Below are 23,906 nucleotides of genomic sequence, written 5' to 3' on the forward strand. Positions count from 1 at the left end.
AAAAAGTGGGCTGAGCAAAGTTAAGGGTGGCTAACTGAGATTAGTTAACTGAGATGTAGCCTTTTTTGTCTACTAGGTTTTGTGCTTCAGGCGTCACCATCCAATCTAGGAACTTTTGAGTTTCTGCTGATGGTTTACCGTCTTTGTAAAGAACTAGGAATGGGCGTGCAACTTTGTAAGAGCCGTTCTTAACATTGTCCACATTTGCCGCTACGCCATCGATTGCGAGTGCATTGACTGTGTTGTCTACTGTACCCAAAGAGATGTAACCAATTGCGTAAGGGTTTGAAGCAACCATTGTTTTTAGTGCACCGTTACCGTTTGCCACTTGTGCACGCTGAGAGATTGCAGAAACTTTCTTGCCAGAAACTTTCTTCTTAAGTTGCATGATGTCTTCGAAAGCACCGCGTGTGCCAGATGCTGTATCACGAGTGATCGCAACGATTGGCTTATCTGCACCACCAACATCTTTCCAGTTAGTGATTTCGCCTTTATAAATTGCCGTTACTTGTTCGCCCGTTAACTTTTCTAAACCATTCTTTGGGTTAACGACAACTGCGATGCCGTCTAGCGCGATTGTTAATTCTTTAAGAGCTGGCTCTTTTTCAGAATCTTTTAGGTTACGCGAAGACATGCCTAAATCCGCGCTGCCATTTTTGGCCGCTTTAACACCCGCAGAAGAACCAGGTCCTTGTACTTCAATAAAGATGTTTGGGTTTGTTTTCATGTATGTTTCAGAGAAAACTTCCATCAGTGGAGTTACGCTGCTAGAACCTACAGCAGAGATCGTTTCCTTAGCAGAAACTGAAGTCACTGCCATTGCGCCTAGAAGTGCGATTGCACCGATTACTGTCTTTTTCATCACATTATCCTTAAGTGGCGTTATTGCCGTTGTGTTTCACTTGAACGCTGCCCACTTTAGGACTCAAATATGACAGTTGTGTTTCACTTAGTTGAAGCCTCTATGACAAAGGTGAAAATCTTTCAATGCTCAAAATAAAATTGTAACCCTAGGTTAACCAAACATAAGTACCATCTCACACAAACCAAGCAACATCCTGTAAGGCTATGTTAAATAATATAATTCCTTAGTGACCCTGCGCCGTGCAATGTTTTACAATAGCGCGAATTATCGATTGCATTATCAATAATGCAAATTAGAATGATTATCAAACAAATATAATAAATATCTTTTATCAGAAGAGGACTATTCATGCGCCAGTTATTAAGTGGCTTATCTATCAAGCTGCAAGTTGTTGTGCCTGTAGTATTTACAATACTGCTCCTTATTGCAGGCATCAGCTACAGCACTTCAACCCTTAAACATGCCTTTAACCAAGTGACCGTTTCTACCAATGATGTTATTCAGCACAAAGATGAGCTGACTAGAATTATTGATAATACCTACGGAATGCGCATCAAGGCGATCTACAGCCTGTTCCGCGCGGAAGATGTTGCGCAATTACAAGTAACGCTTCGCACTAAACAGACAGAGAATCTACGCCTACTCGATAATTTGCGTGATATAGACGGTCTTCAGCGTGAGATCGAGCAAATGGAACTCGCTATCGAGGATTACGTTAGCTATTCGATAGAAACGATGATTCCGTTACTCAACAAAAAACACAGTCAATCTGTGACCTCAAGTGATTTTGATAACCAGTACAATCAAGCTTCTGGCATCTACCGTGATAAAGGTAAACAGATGGTAGAAGCTATCGACAACCTATCGAAAAAGCTCAACCAGCTTGCTCTCGCAGAAGTGGAACAGAATGAACAGATTCACTCAGGCGTCATGTTCAATTCGGTTGTAGGATTGGCTATTGTTCTATTGGCCGCGTGCGCAATCAGCTGGCTACTTGCTGGCGTCATCGTGACACCAATTAAGCAACTTCAGAAAGCAATGAAAGAACTGGCTGAAGGCAATTTACGTGTCACTGTAGCTGAAGAAGGCAACAATGAAATTACTGCACTGTCGCGCGACTTTAATGCGACAGTTGTTCAACTGAAAACAACAGTAGACTCACTGGTTAGAATCAGTGTTGATGTGGCTTCTGCGTCAACGGAACTCGCAGCGGTAATGACTCAATCAAGCGTGAACTCAGATCAAGAAAAGAATGAAGTTGAGCAAGTCGCTTCGGCGATCAACCAAATGGAAACCACCGCTGCGGAAGTAACACAAAATGCTAACTTAGCGGATGCCGCCTCAAGCAGTGCAAATAAACTGGCTCGTGAAAGTCTAGAGATTTTTGAGCAAAACACTCGTGCAAGCATCAAGATGGCTGATCAACTGGCCCAAGCTGCAAACGTAGTCACTAATCTTAAAGAACAATCTGAGCAGATTGGTAAAGTCATTGAAGTAATTGAAAGCATTTCTGAGCAAACCAACTTACTGGCTCTTAACGCTGCAATCGAAGCCGCGCGTGCGGGCGAGAGTGGGCGTGGATTTGCCGTAGTCGCTGACGAAGTTCGTATGCTAGCCGCACGTACTCAAGAATCGACGAAAGAGATTCAGACCATCATTGAAGAGCTGCAAACACAATCAGGTACTGCAAACGACAGCATGAGTTCAAGCTTAGAGCTACTTGCACAGAATCAGCAACAAGCTGAGCAAGTTCGTAGTGCATTGCACAACATTAGTACGTCTATCTCTGAACTCACTACGCTAAATGCACAAGTGGCTGTCGCCTCTGAAGAGCAAGGTCAAGTCACTGCTGACATCAATACAAATCTTGGCAACATCTATGAATTAGTAAGCCAAAACGTGACGGGTATTACTCAGTCTGCGGCGGCGAGCCAAGAACTCTCAACCCTTGCAGAAAACCAAAAGCAGCAACTTGGTTTCTTTAAAGTCTAATAAGTACACTGCCCTAACGCAGTGATAATCACCACCAAAGAATGGGTGGTGAACAATCAAAAAGGGTTGCCATTACGGCAACCCTTTTTCGTGACATTTTCTTGTTATCTGACGGCTTATTCGTCGTCTGTTTTCGGTGCGACTTTCTTTTTCGGAATGAATACCGTATCACCCACAGCAACATTCTGATGGAAGCTCTTATCGCGTTTAACGGGTTTCTTGGCTGCTTTCTTGGCTTGTGGTGCCGCTTTCTTCGCAGACTTACCTTTTCCACGATAATCGGGTTTATTAGGACGTAAGCCTTTAAATTTACCTTTCAGCCCTTCAAGCTCAGAGAATGCTAAATCTTGCTGTAAAAACGCCTCTACACGCTTAAAGCTATCCCAGTCTTTTGGCCCAACCAAAGAAACTGCGTCACCTTTATTACCTGCACGACCAGTACGGCCGACTCGGTGAACATACTCTTCAGTATGTTTCGGCATATCAAAGTTAACCACGTGCGTAACGTTAGCAATATCCAAACCGCGAGAAGCAATATCGGTTGTCACAAGAATCTTAAACACTGCACGTTCAAACTGGCTCATGATCGTATTGCGCTGAGTCTGAGTTAAGCCACCGCTAAGCGCAATCGCTTTAAGCTTTTTCTCATTCAGCTTGGCAGTCAGTCTTTCCGTATCGGCTCGCGTCGCCGTAAAGATAATCAACTGCTTGTAATTCTCTTGCTCTAAGATGCGTTCTAAAATCGCTTCTTTGTGATCTAAGTGATCACACAAGTAAAACTTCTGAGTGATATCTGTGTGCTCTGCGCTACCTGCACCAATCGCAATGCGTTTTGGCGCATCAAGCATTTCGAAAGCGATGTCATTCACTTCAGCATGATCAAGTGTGGCAGAGAACATGAGAGTTTGACGACGGCGATGCTTAGCGGCGAGGTGAATACGACGCAGTTCAGGCGCAAAACCTAAGTCAAGCATGCGGTCTGCTTCATCAAGAACAAGTGTTTCAAGTCCATCTAAGAACAGTGAACGATGTTCTAAGTGGTCGGCTAAGCGCCCTGGCGTTGCAACAATGAACTTAGGGTAACGGCGTAGCGCTTTCACCTGATCATTAAAGTTCTCACCACCAACGATCAGAGTCGCGTCGTAGGTCAGGCCACCCAGCATAGAACGTAGTTCGCCGTAAACCTGTTTTGCCAGCTCACGTGTTGGTGCGAGAATTACTGCGCGAGGATCTTTTGCAGAGAATGCTTTGTTTTTTAATGACTTGTGCAACATAGGCAAAACAAAAGCCAACGTCTTACCAGAACCCGTTTTCGAAGAAGCCAACAGATCTTTACCTGCAATCGCGACCGGGATCGCTTGTTGCTGTATTTCTGTCGCCTTCTTAAAGTCAAAATGCTTTAAGTTCTTGAGTAAGCGATTGTCTAAACCTAAATCTTTAAATTGCAAAGTATTCTCCATTTGATCATTAAGTGTCGCAGGCGAAGCTTATGATGGAGCCTTACAACACGGGAATTAATAAAAACAGGCTATGATAACTGGATTCGCACAAGGAGGATAGAGATCACATAAAATAATCTCGAATGTCACTAATGCGACAAAAGTATCACTTTTATTGCCTTACATTCATTGCTCTCACCAATGAGACGTGGGTCAACTAATTCGATAATTACCTAAAATCTTGGGTTTTTTTGACTTTTTCTGGCTTTTGGAAGCGTAAAATTAGGGCTACACTAATTGACGTTACTATACACAAAAAGGTATAGGACATTTTATTGATACTTATACATGCAAGGAGTTCACTTATGAACAAAATGTTGATCGCAGCTGCAGCATCTTCTGTGCTTCTACTAGCTGGTTGTGCGTCTGGTCCAGACGAAGCTACTACTGCGAAAATGGATGAACTGAGCAATCAAGTAAGCCAGCTAAGCCAAGACGTTCAAGCTCTTCAATCAGAAGTTCGTAAGTCTGGTGATGCGGCTATGGCAGCTCAAGAAGAAGCAGCTCGTGCAAATGAGCGTATCGACAACATTGCTCAGTCTTACACTAAGTAATTACGTCTTTTAAAAGAAAGGGTCTGCATGCAGACCCTTTCTTTTTTTGTTCTTTAGTTGATAAAGCTTGGTGCGACGATTTCGACAGGAACACCGTTTTGAGCAAGGATTGCGGCTCGTGCCTTAACATCCGATTGATCAAATTCTTCCAACCACCAAGTCAGTTCTTGCGGCATGATTAAAGGTTTTTTGATGCCATCACTACGAGTCAAAGGCTCATGAGCTTCAAGAAACACACTTCGATCTGGCTCCAATGCCACCTTGATAGGTTCATTGATCACACGTACCTTCTCCCCTAACTGAACCTGCGAAAACAACCACTCGATATCTTTCGGATCCATACGAATACAACCTGAACTGACTCTAAGTCCGATACCAAAATCTTTGTTGGTACCATGAATTAGATAGTCTCCTGCACCATAGGCCAAGCGTAATGCATATTCTCCTAGTGGGTTTTCTGGTCCGGCAGGAACAACCGCTGGTAGCTCGATGCCTTTAGCAAGGTACTCTTTTCGAATCGATGCTGGTGGCGTCCACGTAGGGTTTGGACGTTTCTGGCTGATTTTGGTCTCCATTTCAGGAGTATCACGACCTATACGTCCAATGCCGACAGGGAAAATATGTACCTTATTGATCTCAGGTTCAAAATAGTAGAGTCGTAACTCGGCTAAGTTGATCACGATTCCCTGACGTTCAACATTAGGCAAAATGATTTGGGTCGGAATAGTCAATACGTAGTCTATAGTGGGAAGAAAAGGATCTACCCCCTTATTTGCAGCCATAAGAGATAGAAAACCAACATCGTATTGCTTGGCGATATTCGCCAATGTGTCACCTTCTTGCACCTTATGATATTGAGTTCTGCCTACTATACTGCTTTCTTTTGCAGGCAAGTCGTAAGTAGCCGCAAATAAAGGCGAACTTATACAACAAAAGAACGCGATAAACTTACGTACCATTCACATTGTCCTTAGCATCTTTATAAAGGCTTAAGGTTATCTCTCTTTCGGTCTTATGATCAACTATTGGTGACGGATATGACAATTCCTTTGCTTTACTCCACTTCCAAGGTTGATGGATAAACTGGCGAGGCACGTTGGCTAACTCAGGAATCCATTGGTAAACAAAGTCGCCTTGAGGGTCGAATTTTTCTCCCTGAGAAATGGGGTTAAAGATCCTGAAATAGGGCTGACCGTCACAACCGGTAGAAGCACACCACTGCCAGCCACCATTGTTGGCAGCATAGTCACCGTCGATGAGATGCGAAATAAAGTATCGCTCGCCGACACGCCAGTCCAGATGCAGATCTTTGACTAAAAAACTGGCCACAATCATTCTTAATCGATTATGCATCCAGCCAGTCTGGTTGAGCTGCCTCATTGCGGCATCAACAATGGGATAGCCTGTTTGTCCTGCTTGCCAAGCTATCACTGCGCTGGCTGAATCTCGCCAAGTAAGAGAGTCTCCCCATTCAACAAAACTCTTGCCTTTACTCAACTTATCTTCAAAGTAGATCAGGTGCTGATAAAAGTCGCGCCAGACTAATTCACTTAGCCAAACTTCTCTTCCCGCGCTGAGTGGCAATGTCTGACTATCATGGAGACGGGCCATACACTGACGTATCGATAACGCCCCTATAGCTAAATAGGGAGATAGCATGCTGGTGCCATTGATGGATGGAATATCCCTTTGCTGATCATACTGATCACAACGTTCAAAAACAAAGCGACGAAGTTGACCAATGATAGCATTGGTTTCCACAGGGTAACTGTCACTGCACACACGAGGATAATCTAGAGCACAAGCCTGCGAAAACCGTTCTATACCATTTAGGGATTGAAGCTCAGCTTTGCTGTCGGCAGACTTTGCTTTCAATACGCTAATGGGCTGTTGGTACAATTTGGTAAGATACGCGCGTTTAAACGGGGTAAAAACCTTGAAGTAGTCCCCTTGTTTATTGAGCACACTACCCGGTTTCAACGCACACTTGTCATCAACCCCGATCACGTCGATATCTAAATCGCTCAGTTGCTGTTCTAAATACGAATCGCGGTTCCGCTCGTCAACTTCATACTCCTTATTGTAGAAAACGCCGCTCACTGAGTTAGCTTGTGCCAACTCACCCACTATCTCTGCAGCCTGTGTAAACGTCTCTACTTGCGCATAGAATAGAGGGACATTGAGTAAATCGAGGTCATTGCGCAATTCGAATAAGCGGCGAAAGATCAAGTCTGCCTGAATAGGTGCCAAGCCGTGACGCTGCCAAGTCTTAGGTGTTGCAACATAGATGGCTGCAACAGGGTGGCCTGATGCTAATGCTAAGTTCAAGGCGCGGTTATCTTCGACACGCAGGTCTCTACGTAGCCATACTAACTTCATCGTTTTACTCGCTTTCTACCATATCGGATAGTTCCAGGTTGCCGCTAAAACTGAGCTTAATTCTCTCGATGTGAGATTGCTGGGCTGCTGTAACTGGGCGTCCACTAAAAATCGCCAATGTGTCATAAACATGTAAGTCAGGGTGTTCCACTAATCCCGACAAGTCATCGACACCATCGACAATGACAACATGCAGACCAGACTGAGAAAGCGTTAATGCCCACAAGCGAGACTCGATATCGTTGGTGCTTTCATAGCAAATAAGTAAACATCGTTTAGAACTCGATACTTTGTTTTCTGCTTCTACAATCTCGTTAAGCCGTGCAACTAACAAAGTTCTCATCATCCCAGTTTGGAGTGATCGTAAACCAAACCGAACCACCGAAAGCGCTTTTTCAGTGGGTTGAATGAACTGCCGCTCTACAATGTCAATCGGGTACTCTTTCAGCACTGTAGCGATGATGGAGTCCGCTTTGTTTTTGCTGAGCTTAGCGAGAGCCTCTAGTAGCAACGGCACCTCATCCAACTGGTTGACAGTGGCCAGCTCATTTGCCTCACCGGCGTCATTCAGATCTAGAACCTGTTTAACCTTACCGATAGAAACTCCTTTACTGAGCCAGCTCTGTATTTCCCCAATAAGCGCTATATGCTGCTCAGTATAGATTCGGTGGCCTTTTTCCGTACGGTGTGGCTGAATTAAATTGTATCGTCGTTGCCAAGCCCGCAATGTTACGGGCTTTACACCAGTCAGTTGAGACACTTCTCTAATTGCGTACTGCTTTTGTTCACAATCCATATCTTAAACGTAACTCCTGAGGATGAGGTTGGAAGAACACCTGCTGAGAAAGGTACTGATCAGGATGCGCTGACAAGTAATGTTTAAGCAGAGTGAGTGGCGCAAGCAAAGGGAGTAAACCAACACGATAATCATCGATGGTCTGACGCAGCTCTTGTTTCTCGGCTTTACCTAATTGGCGTTTAAAATAGCCCTGAATATGGAGAAGAACATTGGTGTTGTTCTTTCTGCTCGCTCGGTACGACATCGCTTTCATTAGCCCTTCACGATAAAGAAGGTAAAACTCATCAAGCGGATACTCTTTCATATTGGCGACTAAGCTGCCTAATTTTTTATAGGACTGAGGATGGTGTGCCATCAGTACCAACTTATATCTAGAGTGGAATGCGACGATTTTCCCTCTCGTCGGTTCATCACCCATAGACTGATAGAAATCTTGTAAAGTGTAGACCCTAGTGACAAAGTTCTCTTTAAGCACAGGATCATTGAGCCGACCGTCTTCTTCTACCGGTAGCCAAGGCATTCGTTCCATTAACTCTCTGGTATAAAGCCCGACACCAATGTTTTCAGCCCCACCCTTTTTGTAGACTTTGACTCTCTCCATGCCACAAGTTGGAGATTTAGCACAGACGATATAGCCGCATAGCTGCTCACTTGCTAGCGCCTCTACTTTTGCTTTAGAAAAGTCGATCATTTGTTGAGTATGTTCCTTGCTCGGATCCTTCGTTTCGACCAGAGCAATTCGCTCTTCATTCGAAATCAAGCGAATCGTCGGTCTTGGTACTGGCATCCCGGCCCCCACCTCAGGACAGACGGATACAAAGTCAAAATAAGGCGCGAGCTCTTTGGTCACAAACTTACTGATTTTATGACCAGAGTCGAATCGAACTCGTTCGCCCAATACACAAGCACTGATGCCAATTTTAATCTTCTGTTCCATAGCGAGCTCCTTACGAACCTTTAGGCTATACAAGTAAACATCTTGTACAAGTTTTAGCATAATTTTCTTCAACTGTACAAAAATAGTGTTTGTACAATCATGGCAAATGATACGAAAAAATTGCTTATTTGGTTCACCACATAAAGCAAACGTTTTTCCGAATCGATTGCTTTACCAGTTTCAACATATTTAGTTATCAATAGGTATGTTTGGCACACATAGCCGCTCTTTTGTGACATACTTCTCATGGAGTATTGGCAGATATAGCTAGTATTGCCTCAACAGATTTTTCAAAATCAACACAATTAGTAATCAGCACCATGATTGACTAATAAATTTGGAGTAATAACTATGGCAACCCCACACATTAACGCTCAACCTGGTGATTTCGCAGAAACAGTACTTATGCCAGGCGACCCGCTTCGCGCTAAGTACATCGCTGAAACTTTCCTAGAAGACGTCAAGCAAGTTTGTGACGTTCGTAATATGTTTGGTTTTACTGGTACTTACAAAGGTAAAAAAGTATCGGTTATGGGCCACGGTATGGGTATCCCTTCTTGTTGTATCTATGTGCACGAACTTATCGCTGAGTACGGTGTGAAGAACGTAATTCGTGTAGGTAGCTGTGGCGCGGTACGTGACGACGTAAACCTAATGGACGTTGTGATCGGTATGGGTGCTTCTACTGACTCTAAAGTTAACCGCATTCGTTTCAACAACCATGATTTCGCGGCTATTGCTGACTACGGTCTACTTGAAGAAGCCGTGAACCAAGCGCGTGCTCAACAAGTTCCTGTAAAAGTAGGTAACGTATTCTCTGCAGACCTATTCTACACACCAGAAGCAGACATCTTCGAGAAGATGGAAAAACTAGGCATTCTAGGTGTTGATATGGAAGCAGCAGGTATCTACGGTGTTGCTGCAGACTTAGGCGCGAAAGCACTAACTATCCTAACTGTATCTGACCACATCATCCGTGGTGAGAAGCTAAGTTCAGAAGAGCGTCAGAAGTCATTCAACGACATGATGAAAGTGGCTCTAGAAACAGCGATCAACATCTAATTCTATTCTTATTGCCGCCAGAGATGTCTTTGGTGGCCTGAATATCCCGAGGGGGAGATAGTGACTACTGGCAAACTGCCACAGGAAGCAGACGGGTTACAGCTCAACTTTTGTAAAACATTGGCGTGTGACAACTTTGGATTGAGTGAAGCGCATCGTTACGTTGTGCAGCATGCTAACCCTAAGCGACCTGCGATGGTATGTCGGGAGTGTGGTGCTTTCCCCCCCTTACTTAATAACCGTGAAGTTTTAAATGAACTTCACCGCCTTAGACATCTCCACAGCGACGGCCTACCCGCCTGTCGTAATGACGACTGTCAAAACTTCGGACTTTCTGTCCACACCCATAAACATCTATACCATGCCTTTGGCTATAGCGGTGACCGCCAACGTTACCGTTGTAAGTCATGTCAGTCGACGTTTGTCGATAAATGGTCAGGTGCCAATAAAAAACTGCACTTCCAAGAAAACCTGCTTGGTTTGCTCTTTATGGGCTATTCCGTACGCGAAATATGCCGTAAGTTAGAGATCAATCCAAAGACGTTTTACGATCACCTCGATCACATCGCAAGTCGTTGCCGTAGAAAACTGGCCATGTTTGACGCCCGTTGGGTAAACCATGCTCAAAACTATGAGCTTGCCTCTCATTACGTTTCTCTCCAGCCCAAAAGCAATAATGGCGTTTTGTGGATAGCGACTGGTGAAGCGCACAGTGGTTACATCTTATGTCAACACGTCAATTATTCTGCTGACGAAGAACCTAGTGGGAGTGTTGATCACGATCCGTATCAGTTTCCGGCACGATTCGTTTCACGTGAACATTCATCCGAAGCCAATATGCCAGCGCCAACCCCTTCTCCTTTCTTAAGGGAGCGCATTGATCAGCAATATCAAACCATTTTGGCTCGCGGTAACGTTGAAGATCCAATGGGAAATCTTACGGTATTTAACTACCCGTCGAAGGGGGCGTTGATTCGTCCACCCTATACTTCCTACGCGCATTTTCTACACGTGATGGATATGTGTCAGAGCGAGCGTCAAGTCTCCATATATTTGCCACAAGATCCGGTACTACGTTCTGCGGCATTGAGTGTTTGCCTGCCTAGAATACAGCGTCAAAATATCGACCTTATGTATGTTGAGGAAGATAAAGCGTGGCGAGAAGAAAACCCAATCGACAAAATCGACATTGTTCATATGGGATGGTGGCGCGACAGATGGGCAATTGTGTCTGGAGAACAAGCCGCTAAAGGTATTTGTTACCTAGCTGGGAATAATAACCAACCAAAACAGTGGCTTCGTAAGGCTTCAATTCGCCAAACAGAGTTTTATCAACATCGTTTTCAAACTTTGTTTGAGAGCTTTATCAATGAACCTCGACGCAAATTACGTCCAGGTGGACTGATGCCAATGCTTGATATATTCAGAGCATGGCATAATTTATGCTATCAGGATAAGACAGGAAGGACAGCCGCTCAAACTTTAGAATTGACTCAATCACCTTTGACTTTGCGCGAGCTACTTTCATAATTCTCAGTAATGTGACGAATGCCCGTAAACAGTTTCTGTTTTAGCACTTTTAGTAGTGTTCATTCTTTAGCAATTAATATAATACCAGTAGGTATGTGAACACTGATGCAGTAAAGGATTGATTCATTGGATAAAAGCCAGCGGCTGTTAGAAGTCGAAATTGAGCAACTCAAAGGGCGAATTGAAACGGAACCCGATAAAGTGTGGGCGATTGCTGAGCAATGCGCCGCTCGCTCGTCGCAGATCCTTTACCCTGAAGGTGAAATCCAGTGTCTAATCATCATGTCTCGTTGTGCTTGGTGCACAATGGAATACCGCAAGGGCTTAAAATACATAAAAGACGCCCATAGTAAACTCAATGCACTTGATACTGACGACCTCCTTCCAGAAATCTTACACATTCACGCCCTGCATTACTGGGGAGAAGCCAAATACTACTCCGCACAGCAATTTTGGATCAACGCGCTAGAGCAGTCAGCCCTAGTTGATGAAACAGAAATCCAACTCGAAGCACTGATTGGTCTTGGTAATGTCTGGCGTATCACCCACGAATATCAACTTGCCAAATCTACCCATGAATTAGCCGTTAAGGTTGCCAATAACAGTCGTATTGGCTGGCTCGAAGGCAAGGCACGAATCTTACTCGCTTGGGATCTGTATTTACTCAACAACTATGTGGAAATGCTCTCGGTTCTTGATGGTGCGATGGAAGTGTTAAAAGACCACCACGATAAAACATGGCAAGCAGAAGTGTGGGATTTTAGGGGATTAGCCTTGCTAGGACTTGAGCGCGTCGAGGATGCCGAACAAGCCACCAGCAAAGCTCACGAACTCGCTCTGCGCCACGATCTCATTTGGATGAAGGCGCACTCATTTATTAGCCGAGCGCGAGTCGAACTTCTTCGTAAAAGACCCGAAAAAGCCGCAGAATTACTTATACAGGCAGAACAGTCTGCCATCTCCTTCGACAATGGCGAGTTGCTATCGCAAATCTGTTTCCAACAATCTCGTGTCGCTGAAGAGTCAGGCGACTACAAAACCGCCCTTGAAGCGTTTCAAAAATATCGTAAACACTCTATTGCTATGCTCCGCGAGCAAACAGCAAGAGTGAGCAACGATAAAGCCCGCGCGTCTAAACGACAGCTCGAACAACGCGCCCGCAAGCTGATCAACCGAATTCGTGGTCAACATGAATTTGACCCAGACAAACAGTTAAGTCAGATGGTATCGGAAACCTATTGGTGGGAGCAGTTAGTTCTATTCAAGACCGAGCTTAAACGCTCGAACCATGCCGTCATCACCATCCAACACCATGACTCCAACTGTCTTGATGTCTGTGCGGAACTGACACACTCGATTTGTAATAAACAAGATCTGCTGGCTCGACTGAGTAGTGAACGCCTCGGATTACTTCTGGCCGACAAAGGTGAAGAAGCGCTTAACGTTTTCCATATCCTTGCAAAAATGATTGAAATTTACCCTTGGCACCGTCGTGGGCTCAACCAAGACTTACCTAAGGTTGTATACCAAGATATTCTCTCTTTCCCTTTCACATTAGAGCAGCTCGAAGATAGCCTGCAACAGGAAGATCATGATGGAAGCATTGTTTAAAAAGATATCTGACTCCGGTTTAGATGCTGCTTCCGTGTCCGGTGAAGAGGCATTGATATTTTGGGATCATGTCAGACTACATGTAGCAACCACATCGCAGGAAAAAGCGCAGTGTTTAGTCATTAGCGCTGAGTTTCGTTTTGAGCTGAAGCAATTGCAAGCCAGCATCGATGAGCTTAGACAAGCATTAAGTTATCTCTCTCTGCCTGAAGACGCGGAGCTGATTTTAGAGGTACGTAACGCACTTGCAGATAAACTGGTAGAAAATGGTGATTACCACGGCGCTCTTGGTGAATACAGCAGTTCATCGACGATAGCGGTCGATAACGGCTTCATTGATGCTTATGTTCTTGCCGTCATAGGTATGGGCAACTTATGCGATGCCTATGGCGATCACAACCGCGCACTGCGTTATTACCAAAAAGTTGACAGTATCGACCATGCCATTAGTAGTCGTTCGCTCCGTTTGCGATACAAACTCTATATGTTGGCGTGTTATATCGAACTCAATCGAACCACTGCGGCAAGCGATCTGATTAAAGAGTGTGAAGAGTTAAGCATCTTAGTCAGTGACAAAGTCCTGTCTGGCCAGATTCTTCTCTACCAAGCAAAATTATATCGACAAGGCAAACAACTAGACTCCGCGATGCGTTGTCTTGGCAACGTACAGTACACGACAGGTAACATTCACTCGACTTGGCTGTCTAACATGATTCGTTTAGAACTTGCTGCCTGCCTGTGTGAAGTAAATAAGCCTCATATTGCGAATTGGGTTCTAGAATCGACACGCAAACGAATCAAACAATACGCGTCTCCGATCCTCAACCTTCAGCTATGTAACTCGCTGGCAGAAATTAGCGCACAGAGAAATGATTTCAAAAGTGCCCTAGACTACCAAAAACGCGCCTACCGGATTGAGAGTGATCTAATGAAGAAGATCCCAATCGGGGAGTTAGGCGCCAGTCAACTACGTCGACTTTCTCGTTTTGAGTTGCAATTAAAACTGATCTTGTCTGAGCAAGAAAACCGAGAGCTGAAAGAGACCACCGAAAACCAAAAACATACGGTAGCTCAGCTTCAACAAGATGTGTTTACCGATCCTTTGACCTCTCTACACAACCGCCGTTGGCTAGATGTCAAACTGAAAGACTTGCTGTTGCATGATGTGCCATTTGCGTTGATGGTCGTCGATATCGATCACTTTAAGTCGATCAATGATGAGTTAAGCCATTTGGTTGGAGACAAAGCTATTGTTAACGTCTCCCACGAACTTTCAACCTATTTCAAGTTTCGGGGCGCTTCATGTGTGCGTTTTGGTGGAGAAGAGTTCTTGGTGATACTCGAACGTTCTACACTCGAGCAGGCCGAATTGCATGCCGAAAACTACCGTGAGCGTATTTTCAATTTTGGTTGGCAAAATATCCTTGGCGAACGCGGGCTAACCGTGAGTATTGGCATTACGCTCCACCGTGAGGGTGAAAACACCCAGCGCACATTCTATCGAGCAGATAAAGCCCTTTATCGAGCCAAAGCAAATGGGCGCAACCAAGTCTGCACTGAGTAGTCAACTACTGAATAAAGAACAAGGAAATACCACCCACCGCGACCACTGTACCTACAGCACTTTTGGCATCGATTCGCTGTCCTTTAAACACGTAAATCACAAGCATGAACAAAGGACTGGTCGCAATCAAGGTTTGCGCAATTGCCGGATTGGCATATTTGAGTGATACCTGTTGCAACCATAGAGCTAAGAAAGTACCAACAAAAATCGCCCCCAGCAGCCACAAAAACGCTTGTGATGTCAGTTCTTTTAAGTGTTGTTTTATCATTCGAAAAGGGGCTTTTTCAACAAACTGGATCACCACTATCACCGCCATGACTCCCACAGACAGTCGGATCAATGCACCGAGCAGCGGTGGAAGATCACCAGCGACTAAAGCGTAATGAGAAATAACCACGCCTGTCGCCTGACACACGCTCGCCAACAAGCCGAAAGCTATGCCTGACCAAGACATATTGCTGCTGTTTTCAGTGGGTTGAAAGATGACGAAAGTAACCGCAAGAGTGGTGATCATGACGCCAAGCCAACTCTGTGATGACAGTGTACTACCAAGAGCGACGATAGCCAGTACACCGGAGAGCGGCGGAGCCAATGACTCCAGCAAGAGTGTTTTGTTGGCACCAATCCGCCTCAATGAGGCAAAGTACGCACTGTCGCCCACCGCAATTCCAATCACGCCAGATAGAGCCAAAATCAGTAAGTGTTCTTTAGAGATCGGTTGGTCAAACTGTGCTTCAAGCGGCAGTACGACCAGCATCATAACCGAAGCAATGACGCCTTTTAGAATATTCAGCTGCAGTGCTGAAAAACGATGGCTAAACTGGCTATAGATCCAAGTAGCAAGCGCCCACACCATTGCAGCGCCAATTGCGGCAATTTCTCCCTGAAAACCCATCATTCCTCGCATAACGTTACTGTGCTTTAATTTTTGATAAAATTGTAACCAATTAATCGCTAATTTGTTGTTTTTATTTCTATACTTTATGTCTCAACCGCCGTACGATTTAAATTTAGAAACACCACTTCAAGGACTTAGCTATGTTTTTAGACTACTTCGCCTTAGGGCTGTTGGTCTTTGTTGCCCTAGTTATCTTCTATGGCATTATCGTTATTCACGATATTCCCTATGAAATAGCTAAAGAACGCGGGCATCCCCACCAAGACGCCATTCACTACGCGGGCTGGGTTAGCCTCTTTACTCTTCATGCCATTTGGCCATTTTTGTGGATTTGGGCCACCATTTGGCGAAAAGAGCGTGGCTGGGGATTTCAAAAGCTCGAAGAAGAGCAGCATGATATCCACCATCGAGTGACCATCCTCATCGATCAGGTCGCTCAGTTAGAGCAGGAAATTGCAACCCTCAAAGCCAGCCAAAGGCAGCAAAAGGCTGATGATAACAATAAGCAGGAGGAGCAATAATGGATTTACTACTCATTCTGACTTATGCCGCACTGTGTATTACCATTTTCAAAGTATTCAATATCCCATTGAATAAGTGGACTGTCCCAACAGCAGTACTTGGGGGCGTGGTTTTGATCGGTACGCTGATTCTATTGATGAACTTCAACCACCCATTTACTCAGATTGGCAATCAGGTTTTCTCTTCAACACCTATCGTGTCTGGCGTGCGTGGTAAAGTGATTGAGGTCCCTGTCGAAGCAAATAAGCCATTGCAACAAGGCGATATTTTGTTCCGAATCGATCCCATCCCTTATCAGGCCGAAGTAGCTAAGTTAGAAGCTCAAATCAAAGAGGCAAGTCAGGGAGCGCTTGGCTTAGAGTCTAAGCTTCAGGCCGCCAAAGCCGCAGAAGTACAAGCGATTGCTGAACGAGATAAAGCACAAAGAGAGTTCTCACGCTATCAACGTGGTTACGATAAAGGTGCGTTCACCGAGCAACAACTTGATACTCGCCGCCAAACCTACAAAGCGGCGCAAGCAGCCGTTGAGTCCGCAGCAGCGGGCGTTGAACAAGCTGAGCTAGCGCTAGACTCTGAGATCGGCGGTGAAAACACCACGGTTGCTCGCCTTTTAGCTGACCTTCGCAAAGCCGAGTTTGACTTAGAGCAGACCGTCGTTAGAGCGCCCACAGATGGCTTTGCCACACAACTTGCGCTTCGACCTGGTGTGATGGCCGTACCGCTACCGCTGGCACCGGTTATGACTTTCGTCCATACCGAAGAAAAAATCTATACCGCCGCGTTTCGCCAAAATTCGCTACAAAGACTAAAACCAGGTTTTGAAGCTGAATTTCTATTCAGAGCACTACCAGGCAAAGTGTTTAAAGGCGAAGTGATTGATGTTTTACCCGCTATCGGTGAGAGCCAGTTCCAAGCTCGTGGTAGCTTACTCGGTACTGAAGCATTGAGAACCAGTGGACGAGTCTTTGTGACGCTTAAAATTACTGACGACCTCACTGAGTACCAACTTCCTTTAGGTACTGCCGTTGAAGTGGCCGTCTATTCAGATAGATTCAGCCATGTTTCTATCATGCGTAAAGTCCTGATTCGAATGAAGAGCTGGCAAAACTACCTCTATCTCGATCATTAACCCTACCTATCAACAGGCCTCTACCATAGAGGCCTTTTTCATTATCAGGATTAAGGACAGCATTTTAAATCAGTAAAAGCATCTGCTACTTTTTAGCCATCCAGATAGTTAGCTTTCCAAGCTCAAGCTCTGAAGGTATAATCTGCGCCTTACGAACTTAGGTGTATAAAACTTAATCAAATAAAGCACCTATCATTGCGTTCTTTTACAATTTCATTGCCATTCATTCGCTCGTTATTAATCACTAAAATGACGGATGAAAGGATGTAATACAAAAGGTTATCTATGAACTTTTCAGCAAAAACAGTGGTGGTCATTGCGATCGGCGCAGCACTTTACGGTATCGGCGGGCTGCCTATGTTTGGTATTCCAGTTTTCGCCAATACAACACTTAAACCAGCAATGGCTGTATTAGCTCTTTTCTCTGTACTATTTGGCCCTATCGTCGGCTTCTTAGTTGGGTTTATCGGCCACTGGGTGACCGATTTATTTGCTGGCTGGGGCGTATGGCTAACTTGGGTTCTGGGCTCAGGCATTGTCGGCTTGGTGATCGGTTTCTTCCCTATCTTAACCAAACAGCGTATCTCTCACGGCCACTTCGATAACAAAGATTTCATTCTCTTCGTTCTCCTTGCTTTGGTTGGCAATGTATTTGGCTACGGCTGTTCAGCCTTGCTCGACACCGTTCTCTACGCAGAACCATTCACCAAGGTCTTTACTCAGTTGACGATCATCGCTGCGGGTAACACCGTTCTGATCGCCGTTGTGGGTTACTTTATCCTTAAATCTGTCGCAAAACGCAACAAACAAAGCCGCAATCTTTCTGAGGCTTAAACGATAATGACCATTGAATTTTCTGACTTCTCTTTTAGATATGAGTCACTGGATAAACCGACGCTTAAACATATCAATCTAAGGATAGAGAAAGGAGAGAAAATCGTCATTATAGGGCCAAGTGGTAGCGGAAAGTCGACACTTGGCCAATGCCTGAACGGTCTGATCCCGCACGCCATCAAAGGCGAGACTTCAGGTCAACTGCTTTTAAATGGCAAAGCGGCGACTCAGTTGGATCTTCACCAATACACAGAGCAGATTGGTACGGTGTTACAAGACACCGATAGCCAATTCGTTGGGCTGAGTGTTGGCGAAGATATTGCCTTTGCATTAGAGAATCAACTGGCCTCGAATATCGAGATGTATCCTATCGTCAAGTCAACGGCACAAATGGTAGAACTCGGTGACATGCTCGATCGTTCACCGCACGATCTATCTGGAGGTCAGAAACAACGTGTATCACTTGCCGGCATTTTAGTTGATGATGTTGATACTTTGCTATTTGATGAACCGCTTGCCGCTTTGGATCCAAAGACCAGCCGAAAAACCATCGAGATCATTGATCAGTTACATCGTGATACGGGTAAGACCGTCATCATCATAGAACATCGACTAGAAGATGTTCTACACCGCCCCGTCGATCGAGTCATTCTAATGCAACAAGGAGAAATTGTTGCAGACATGACACCCGACGCATTACTGGCGTCAACTCTACTCGAAACTCATGGAATTCGTGAACCGCTCTACTTAACGGCTCTAAAAGCGGCCAATTGTCCGTTGGAACAATTGAACACTTATTCCTCTATTAAAGAGATGCCTATCGCTGGCTACAGGCCTCACTTTGCTAACTGGCAGAGTCCAACCAAAACGCTTACTCGCTCAGACGATAGTCTGCTTACCATCAACGAGTTAACCTACTCTTACGATGGTGAGAAGAATGCATTGGAAAACGTCTCTTTTACTATTTCTCACGGCGAATTTGTGTCTGTACTTGGCAAAAACGGTTCGGGCAAATCGACGCTTACCAAATTAATTATGGGCGTGATCGAGCCAGATTCAGGTTCTATCTGTTTAGAGGGAGAAGACATCTCTACTCTTTCTATCTTTGAGCGCAGCCAGCAAATTGGTGTGGTGTTACAAAACCCAAATCATATGATTTCACATCACATGATCTTTGATGAAGTTGCCTTTGGTTTACGCAACAAAGGATTGTCAGAGCAAGAGGTTGAGAAGAAAGTGCTCGATACCCTTGAACTCTGTGGTTTGAGCAAGTACCGAAACTGGCCAATTGAGGCGCTAAGCTATGGACAGAAAAAGCGTGTGACCATCGCTTCAATCCTTGCTTTAGAGCCTAAGCTGCTGATTCTTGATGAACCTACCGCAGGGCAGGATTATCGCAACTATACCTCTATGCTGAACTTTGTTCGCACACTAAATTCGCAGCTGGGTATTACTGTCATGATCATTTCCCACGATATGCATCTCGTGCTCGAATACACTGACCGCTCAATTGTTATTTCTGACAGCCGCTTAATAGCTGATGCGCCGATGACTGAAGTTTTCAGCCAGCCCGAGCTACTCGACAAAGCAAATCTAACCACCACTAGCCTATATGATTTGGCAGAGTGTTTAGATGTCGCCGATATCAATGCGTTTATGCAGTACTTCATCCAACTAGAGAATCACGCAGCATGAAAGCTTCTAAAATGAAGTTTGGTATCAGTTATGTCGATACCAAGTCGCCTTTGCATGCACTAAATGGCATTACCAAATTCGCCTTATTTATGGCTTGGGTCACTGTGGTACTGACCACTTTCGATATCCGATTGATTGGTTTACTGATTGTGGCAGGCCTGTACTTACTAAAAATCACAAAAGTACCTTTCAAAGTTTACAAACCTTTGCTCATTGGTACAGCCAGTGTCTTAACACTCAACGCACTATTTATGTTTTTGTTGGCTCCCCAACAAGGCAGTGAATACATTGGATCAAGTACTGTTCTGTTTAATCTGCCTGGTCACTATTCGCTAACTCAAGAGACTCTGTTCTATTTGGTGACGGTCACACTCAAGTACTTCAGCATGTTCCCAATTGCTTTGGTATTTGTCTTTACTACTCACCCGACAGAGTTTGCAGCCAGCTTGAACCGCATTGGCGTGCCGTACAAGATTGCATATGCCGTCAGTTTGACACTGCGCTACCTTCCAGAGGTCAAGAACGATTTCGTCAATATCATGCACGCTCAGCAGGCCCGTGGCCTTGATATATCAAAAAACACACCTCTAGTGCAGCGCCTACAAAACGTGGCTAAAATCCTTGGTCCTCTCATCTTCTCAAGCTTGGACCGAGCGGATGAAATATCCAACGCGATGACGTTAAGAGGCTTTGGACGCCACAATACCCGTTCATGGTATAGCTCAAGGCCACTAGGCAGCACGGACAAACTCTGCCTGCTAGCCATTGCGGTCATCGTCATATTGGCGGTAGCTAAGCGATATCTAGAAACCGAATTGTTCTGGTACCCGTTCTAACAAAAAAGCCTAGAGTCGAACTCTAGGCTTTCTTCTAACTGACCGCTAAACCTCTGGTCCAAATTACGAGCAGCATCATCGCTGACGCAACCCAAACGGCGGTAGCCATGCTCAGGGTTTGAACCAAACTAAAGCGATAGCTGAAATAGTAGACGGCTAACAGATAGCTAGCATAGGGGAGCAGTGAGTAGAGGCCAAACAAGGCCGTGGCTCGTAAATCTTCCATATTCCGCTCAGAGCCGACAATGTAATGCGCGATCAAAGCAAAGCTTGGAAACAACGGTACTAAACCAGCAATAAAGAAGTTCTTCGATTTGGACAGCAGTGCAATCACCAGCACAGCGGCGGCCCCAATCAGACATTTAAAAAACAACGCTACCATAGCCTTACGCCTTACCTACGCCAAATTTAAGAACAGCTCTTCATCTGTCATGTATTTATGCTTGGTACCTAGATTTCTAACGTGCATAAACATAAAGTCAGGAAACCCGGGGGCTAGCAAATCATTTGGGAGCCAAACAATGCCTCCGACAAACACATATCTGCCCTGCTTGTCATCAGAGTGAAGCGCGTTATTTATCTCTGTCGATAGTTCAGGACGAACACCTTCAACGACACACACAATTTGCCCACGAGCAACGCCAATAACTCGCTTAACTAAATTGGCTTTGACCCCACATCGCCAAGCTTGTCTCGTCGCCATCTCAAAGCCATGCTTTCGCACACTTTTTTGAATATTAACAATCAGATTCATCGTGTAGAACACCTACTAGGTGGCATATGTGGCTCTAGAGTAGTAACTGCGGATAAGAATAACGACCCATCAGATTGGTGTAATTCTCACCAGATGAAAATTACATCTAAATTCATGTTGGACACTTTGGGACATCTTGCCGTTAGAACAATGTGGTATTTGGACCTGTATTGTCGCACTGTTAAAGTGCACGAACGCACCAATAGATAGCATTCGTACGCTTGGGCTATTGCTAAGTTAAATTAGATATTACGCGTCATAAACTGGCTGTTAGGGTCGAGCTCATAGTCTGCAAACGGCTCACAGTACTCAAAACCAAATTTCTCATACAGTGAACGGGCCGGAGCAAAAAAGGCCATAGAGCCCGTTTCTAAGCTAACACGGTTCAGCCCGGAATGATGGGCATATTCCAATACATGATTGAGCAAAGATGCGGCAACCCCTTGGCCACGCGAAGTCTCGGCAGTACGCATTGACTTGATCTCTCCATGCGTATCATCAATGTGTTTTAACGCAGCACATCCTAATAGCTTTCCATTGCTCCAGCCTGTCCAAAAAGTCACTTGAGGATCCTTCAGCGCCGTTACATCCAACGCATGAACGCTCTCGGCGGGAGAAGTGGCATTCATATCCGCGAGGTGCTGCTCAAGTAGCAATAGCACATCAGGGTGATCCAATAGACCTGTTTTAATTTCCATTATCATTCTCTATATCTCAATACTATTGTTAACTTAGCAAGAAAAAGACCAAATATTTCCATCTGCATGGTGACTGTGATTCATATACAACGGGTATAACTCGCGCTTCCTCTGAATAACGACCACTGTCACATTACTTGGATAAAATGGAATTTTAATTACAAATTATTGCGACAGATGACTCATAATTCTTCACCTTAGGCCGATAAATTTGTAATCAGATTTTTACAATATAACTGTAAGCTTTCCGGCTGAGACGGAAAAGGAATCCTAGTATGAAAGAAGTAGAGTTTCGAACGATAGATCGCTTGTTCATTAAAATGTCGATCAATGACAAGATGTGGGCGATTTTTGCCCTATTTATCTTAGCGGTAGCCTCATTGGCTGGTGGAAGATATACCAATACTATCGAAATGTTCGAGCAGTCAGCCGTTGTCACCGCAGAACAGCGCATCGCTGAGCTAGCCAAAGTCGCCGAACCACAGAAACTTGGCGCACTTTCTAATGTGACTCAAGTCAACCGCTCACAAGCAGCGGCGTTCCGTGACGGCGTCGTTACAGCGACCGCACAAGCGCAAGATGGTAAGTTCTATCAGTTAACATTAAATCGTTCTGGTGAGTTACAACAGTTAAAATCCGAAGCGATGACCAGTTTTGCCCTTAGTTTTATCTGGGCGCTTCCTTTTGCACTATTTTGCTACTGGGTCGCCACATTCCTTGGTGGTGCTCTGTGGGTTCTCTACACCACAACACAACGCATTGGTGAAGGTGATTTAACCTCTCGCCTTGGCTTCCATCCAGGGCGTGATGAGTTTGGTACTATCGGCTGTGCTCTAGACAAAGCTATGGATACCCTAACCGACTTAGTCGTGACCGTGAAAGATAACGCGACAACACTGAGCGAAACTTCAGCTTCATTCGAACAAGAGATGAAATTGAGCGAAACCCAGATCAGTCAGCAGTACGCCTCATTAGATTCTGTCGCTACCGCCATGGAAGAGATGACTGCTTCAGCAAAAGAAGTGACAAACATTTCTCAGCACTCAACAGCACAAACTGAGCGCGATTCTGAGCATATTGACCAAAGCTACCAACGCGTTCAGTCCGCTATCAATGAAATCACAAAGCTGTCCGAGTACATTGGTCAGGCATCACAATCCGTCTCTAGCCTCACTGATAACACGACACAAATTAATGAAGTGATCACCACCATCAACGCTATCTCTGAGCAAACCAATCTACTGGCATTGAATGCCGCCATCGAAGCGGCTCGTGCTGGTGAACAAGGACGTGGCTTTGCTGTAGTAGCGGATGAAGTACGCACGTTGGCAGGACGAACGCAAGCCGCAACAGTCGAAATCCAGACCATGATTGAGAAGCTCCAATCAGAAACGCGCAGTATCGCTTCAATTACTGAACAAACCGTGAGCCAAGCTCAAACCAGCAGTGATATCGTCGCGGACATTGGCCATGACGTACAATCCATTTCCGAATCAGCACGCGCTCTGAAAGATATGAGCATTCAGATATCAACATCAGCGGAAGAACAAAGCGCGGTTGCCAATGACATCGCCTCAGAACTGAGTGAAATTCGAGCGCAATCTAATACGATTCGTAGCGTGGCAGAACAATCCTCAATGGGGGTAGCCAATCTTACTAAAGCCTCCGTATCTCTGGCTGAAATACTAAAAGGCTATCGCACTTAATAGACAAAAAAAGGACCTTTGGGTCCTTTCTTTTTGCCCTGT

At 45.0% G+C, this 23,906-nt stretch carries 22 protein-coding genes; 12 read left to right on the top strand and 10 right to left on the bottom strand.

All coding sequences use genetic code 11. The features are described 5' to 3' along the window. Nucleotides 1-40: 40 nt before the first annotated feature. Nucleotides 41-862 (bottom strand): phosphate ABC transporter substrate-binding protein, encoded by an 822-nt coding sequence (locus ACQEXP_RS05935; RefSeq protein ID WP_269375109.1) that lies wholly within the window; start codon nt 860-862, stop codon nt 41-43. Between the two features lie 351 nt (nt 863-1,213). On the opposite strand from ACQEXP_RS05935, the gene ACQEXP_RS05940 reads away from it, so the two are divergent. Continuing rightward, nucleotides 1,214-2,857: a methyl-accepting chemotaxis protein gene (locus ACQEXP_RS05940; protein ID WP_426968784.1), complete on the top strand. Its 1,644-nt coding sequence runs from the start codon at nt 1,214-1,216 to the stop codon at nt 2,855-2,857. Nucleotides 2,858-2,973: 116 nt separating this feature from the next. Here ACQEXP_RS05940 and ACQEXP_RS05945 read toward each other — a convergent pair whose 3' ends face one another. After that, on the bottom strand, nt 2,974-4,317 hold the full coding sequence (locus ACQEXP_RS05945; RefSeq protein ID WP_269375111.1) for a DEAD/DEAH box helicase: 1,344 nt from the start codon (nt 4,315-4,317) through the stop codon (nt 2,974-2,976). A 344-nt stretch (nt 4,318-4,661) separates the two neighbouring features. Here ACQEXP_RS05945 and ACQEXP_RS05950 point away from each other — a divergent pair, with 344 nt between their 5' ends. After that, nucleotides 4,662-4,910: an Lpp/OprI family alanine-zipper lipoprotein gene (locus ACQEXP_RS05950; RefSeq protein WP_006880552.1), complete on the top strand. Its 249-nt coding sequence runs from the start codon at nt 4,662-4,664 to the stop codon at nt 4,908-4,910. A gap of 53 nt (nt 4,911-4,963) precedes the next feature. Here ACQEXP_RS05950 and ACQEXP_RS05955 read toward each other — a convergent pair whose 3' ends face one another. The 4 genes from ACQEXP_RS05955 to ACQEXP_RS05970 are packed head-to-tail and all read right to left on the bottom strand — an operon-like array spanning nt 4,964 to nt 9,025. Beyond that, nucleotides 4,964-5,869: a L,D-transpeptidase family protein gene (locus ACQEXP_RS05955; protein ID WP_269375112.1), complete on the bottom strand. Its 906-nt coding sequence runs from the start codon at nt 5,867-5,869 to the stop codon at nt 4,964-4,966. After that, complete coding sequence (gene phrB / locus ACQEXP_RS05960; RefSeq protein ID WP_426968786.1) at nt 5,859-7,289, bottom strand: deoxyribodipyrimidine photo-lyase; 1,431 nt, start codon at nt 7,287-7,289, stop codon at nt 5,859-5,861. Before phrB ends, ACQEXP_RS05955 begins: the two co-directional genes overlap by 11 nt. 4 nt (nt 7,290-7,293) lie before the next feature. Next, entirely contained in the window at nt 7,294-8,085 is a 792-nt protein-coding gene (locus ACQEXP_RS05965; protein ID WP_426968788.1) for a MerR family transcriptional regulator, read from the bottom strand. Next, a complete protein-coding gene (locus tag ACQEXP_RS05970; protein ID WP_269375115.1) occupies nt 8,075-9,025 on the bottom strand; it encodes a YbgA family protein in 951 nt (316 codons plus the stop codon). Before ACQEXP_RS05970 ends, ACQEXP_RS05965 begins: the two co-directional genes overlap by 11 nt. 351 nt (nt 9,026-9,376) lie before the next feature. Here ACQEXP_RS05970 and deoD point away from each other — a divergent pair, with 351 nt between their 5' ends. The 4 genes from deoD to ACQEXP_RS05990 all read left to right on the top strand — a co-directional run bounded on the left by deoD (nt 9,377) and on the right by ACQEXP_RS05990 (nt 14,792). Further along, on the top strand, nt 9,377-10,087 hold the full coding sequence (deoD, locus tag ACQEXP_RS05975; RefSeq protein ID WP_005394915.1) for a purine-nucleoside phosphorylase: 711 nt from the start codon (nt 9,377-9,379) through the stop codon (nt 10,085-10,087). Between the two features lie 60 nt (nt 10,088-10,147). After that, the gene (locus tag ACQEXP_RS05980) at nt 10,148-11,617 is read left to right on the top strand and encodes a transposase (protein WP_426968789.1); all 1,470 of its coding nucleotides are present in this window, start codon (nt 10,148-10,150) and stop codon (nt 11,615-11,617) included. A gap of 126 nt (nt 11,618-11,743) precedes the next feature. Continuing rightward, nucleotides 11,744-13,228 (top strand): tetratricopeptide repeat protein, encoded by a 1,485-nt coding sequence (locus ACQEXP_RS05985; protein WP_426968791.1) that lies wholly within the window; start codon nt 11,744-11,746, stop codon nt 13,226-13,228. Continuing rightward, entirely contained in the window at nt 13,212-14,792 is a 1,581-nt protein-coding gene (locus ACQEXP_RS05990) for a diguanylate cyclase domain-containing protein (protein ID WP_426969054.1), read from the top strand. The genes ACQEXP_RS05985 and ACQEXP_RS05990 overlap by 17 nt, the downstream gene beginning before the upstream one ends. Before the next feature lie 4 nt (nt 14,793-14,796). Here the strand turns inward: ACQEXP_RS05990 and ACQEXP_RS05995 are convergent, their stop codons facing one another. Further along, entirely contained in the window at nt 14,797-15,687 is an 891-nt protein-coding gene (locus ACQEXP_RS05995) for a DMT family transporter (protein WP_426969056.1), read from the bottom strand. A gap of 143 nt (nt 15,688-15,830) precedes the next feature. Between ACQEXP_RS05995 and ACQEXP_RS06000 the strand changes: the two genes are divergently transcribed. The 5 genes from ACQEXP_RS06000 to ACQEXP_RS06020 all read left to right on the top strand — a co-directional run bounded on the left by ACQEXP_RS06000 (nt 15,831) and on the right by ACQEXP_RS06020 (nt 20,706). Beyond that, nucleotides 15,831-16,211: a DUF3302 domain-containing protein gene (locus ACQEXP_RS06000; protein ID WP_426968793.1), complete on the top strand. Its 381-nt coding sequence runs from the start codon at nt 15,831-15,833 to the stop codon at nt 16,209-16,211. Continuing rightward, nucleotides 16,211-17,341, top strand: a complete 1,131-nt coding sequence (locus ACQEXP_RS06005; protein ID WP_269375119.1) for an HlyD family secretion protein — start codon at nt 16,211-16,213, stop codon at nt 17,339-17,341. The genes ACQEXP_RS06000 and ACQEXP_RS06005 overlap by 1 nt, the downstream gene beginning before the upstream one ends. A gap of 285 nt (nt 17,342-17,626) precedes the next feature. Continuing rightward, the gene (locus ACQEXP_RS06010) at nt 17,627-18,175 is read left to right on the top strand and encodes an ECF-type riboflavin transporter substrate-binding protein (RefSeq protein WP_269375120.1); all 549 of its coding nucleotides are present in this window, start codon (nt 17,627-17,629) and stop codon (nt 18,173-18,175) included. 6 nt (nt 18,176-18,181) lie between these two features. Beyond that, the gene (locus ACQEXP_RS06015) at nt 18,182-19,870 is read left to right on the top strand and encodes an ABC transporter ATP-binding protein (protein ID WP_426968796.1); all 1,689 of its coding nucleotides are present in this window, start codon (nt 18,182-18,184) and stop codon (nt 19,868-19,870) included. Continuing rightward, nucleotides 19,867-20,706: an energy-coupling factor transporter transmembrane component T family protein gene (locus ACQEXP_RS06020; RefSeq protein WP_269375122.1), complete on the top strand. Its 840-nt coding sequence runs from the start codon at nt 19,867-19,869 to the stop codon at nt 20,704-20,706. The genes ACQEXP_RS06015 and ACQEXP_RS06020 overlap by 4 nt, the downstream gene beginning before the upstream one ends. Nucleotides 20,707-20,740: 34 nt before the next feature. Here ACQEXP_RS06020 and ACQEXP_RS06025 read toward each other — a convergent pair whose 3' ends face one another. The 3 genes from ACQEXP_RS06025 to ACQEXP_RS06035 form a co-directional block, all read right to left on the bottom strand. After that, the gene (locus tag ACQEXP_RS06025) at nt 20,741-21,088 is read right to left on the bottom strand and encodes a GlpM family protein (protein WP_426968798.1); all 348 of its coding nucleotides are present in this window, start codon (nt 21,086-21,088) and stop codon (nt 20,741-20,743) included. Between the two features lie 15 nt (nt 21,089-21,103). After that, nucleotides 21,104-21,460, bottom strand: coding sequence for an acyl-CoA synthetase (locus ACQEXP_RS06030; RefSeq protein WP_426968800.1), 357 nt, complete (start codon nt 21,458-21,460; stop codon nt 21,104-21,106). Nucleotides 21,461-21,702: 242 nt separating this feature from the next. Next, nucleotides 21,703-22,158, bottom strand: a complete 456-nt coding sequence (locus ACQEXP_RS06035; RefSeq protein WP_269375125.1) for a GNAT family N-acetyltransferase — start codon at nt 22,156-22,158, stop codon at nt 21,703-21,705. A 275-nt stretch (nt 22,159-22,433) separates the two neighbouring features. On the opposite strand from ACQEXP_RS06035, the gene ACQEXP_RS06040 reads away from it, so the two are divergent. Further along, nucleotides 22,434-23,864: a methyl-accepting chemotaxis protein gene (locus tag ACQEXP_RS06040; RefSeq protein ID WP_426968802.1), complete on the top strand. Its 1,431-nt coding sequence runs from the start codon at nt 22,434-22,436 to the stop codon at nt 23,862-23,864. Nucleotides 23,865-23,906: the final 42 nt, after the last annotated feature.

It is taken from the genome of Vibrio sp. TRT 1302 (genome assembly GCF_050113875.1).
Lineage (GTDB): Bacteria > Pseudomonadota > Gammaproteobacteria > Enterobacterales > Vibrionaceae > Vibrio.

What these genes read in the sequence shown, in the direction of transcription:
- ACQEXP_RS06020 (WP_269375122.1), top strand. Translation starts at nt 19,867, where the DNA reads ATGAAAGCTTCTAAAATGAAGTTTGGTATCAGTTATGTCGATACCAAG.
- ACQEXP_RS05940 (WP_426968784.1), top strand. Translation starts at nt 1,214, where the DNA reads ATGCGCCAGTTATTAAGTGGCTTATCTATCAAGCTGCAAGTTGTTGTG.
- ACQEXP_RS05995 (WP_426969056.1), bottom strand. Translation starts at nt 15,687, where the DNA reads ATGGGTTTTCAGGGAGAAATTGCCGCAATTGGCGCTGCAATGGTGTGG.
- ACQEXP_RS06025 (WP_426968798.1), bottom strand. Translation starts at nt 21,088, where the DNA reads ATGGTAGCGTTGTTTTTTAAATGTCTGATTGGGGCCGCCGCTGTGCTG.
- ACQEXP_RS05965 (WP_426968788.1), bottom strand. Translation starts at nt 8,085, where the DNA reads ATGGATTGTGAACAAAAGCAGTACGCAATTAGAGAAGTGTCTCAACTG.
- ACQEXP_RS06040 (WP_426968802.1), top strand. Translation starts at nt 22,434, where the DNA reads ATGAAAGAAGTAGAGTTTCGAACGATAGATCGCTTGTTCATTAAAATG.
- phrB (WP_426968786.1), bottom strand. Translation starts at nt 7,289, where the DNA reads ATGAAGTTAGTATGGCTACGTAGAGACCTGCGTGTCGAAGATAACCGC.
- deoD (WP_005394915.1), top strand. Translation starts at nt 9,377, where the DNA reads ATGGCAACCCCACACATTAACGCTCAACCTGGTGATTTCGCAGAAACA.
- ACQEXP_RS06030 (WP_426968800.1), bottom strand. Translation starts at nt 21,460, where the DNA reads ATGAATCTGATTGTTAATATTCAAAAAAGTGTGCGAAAGCATGGCTTT.
- ACQEXP_RS05990 (WP_426969054.1), top strand. Translation starts at nt 13,212, where the DNA reads ATGGAAGCATTGTTTAAAAAGATATCTGACTCCGGTTTAGATGCTGCT.
- ACQEXP_RS06005 (WP_269375119.1), top strand. Translation starts at nt 16,211, where the DNA reads ATGGATTTACTACTCATTCTGACTTATGCCGCACTGTGTATTACCATT.
- ACQEXP_RS06015 (WP_426968796.1), top strand. Translation starts at nt 18,182, where the DNA reads ATGACCATTGAATTTTCTGACTTCTCTTTTAGATATGAGTCACTGGAT.
- ACQEXP_RS06000 (WP_426968793.1), top strand. Translation starts at nt 15,831, where the DNA reads ATGTTTTTAGACTACTTCGCCTTAGGGCTGTTGGTCTTTGTTGCCCTA.
- ACQEXP_RS05970 (WP_269375115.1), bottom strand. Translation starts at nt 9,025, where the DNA reads ATGGAACAGAAGATTAAAATTGGCATCAGTGCTTGTGTATTGGGCGAA.
- ACQEXP_RS05935 (WP_269375109.1), bottom strand. Translation starts at nt 862, where the DNA reads ATGAAAAAGACAGTAATCGGTGCAATCGCACTTCTAGGCGCAATGGCA.
- ACQEXP_RS05950 (WP_006880552.1), top strand. Translation starts at nt 4,662, where the DNA reads ATGAACAAAATGTTGATCGCAGCTGCAGCATCTTCTGTGCTTCTACTA.
- ACQEXP_RS06035 (WP_269375125.1), bottom strand. Translation starts at nt 22,158, where the DNA reads ATGGAAATTAAAACAGGTCTATTGGATCACCCTGATGTGCTATTGCTA.
- ACQEXP_RS05945 (WP_269375111.1), bottom strand. Translation starts at nt 4,317, where the DNA reads ATGGAGAATACTTTGCAATTTAAAGATTTAGGTTTAGACAATCGCTTA.
- ACQEXP_RS06010 (WP_269375120.1), top strand. Translation starts at nt 17,627, where the DNA reads ATGAACTTTTCAGCAAAAACAGTGGTGGTCATTGCGATCGGCGCAGCA.
- ACQEXP_RS05955 (WP_269375112.1), bottom strand. Translation starts at nt 5,869, where the DNA reads ATGGTACGTAAGTTTATCGCGTTCTTTTGTTGTATAAGTTCGCCTTTA.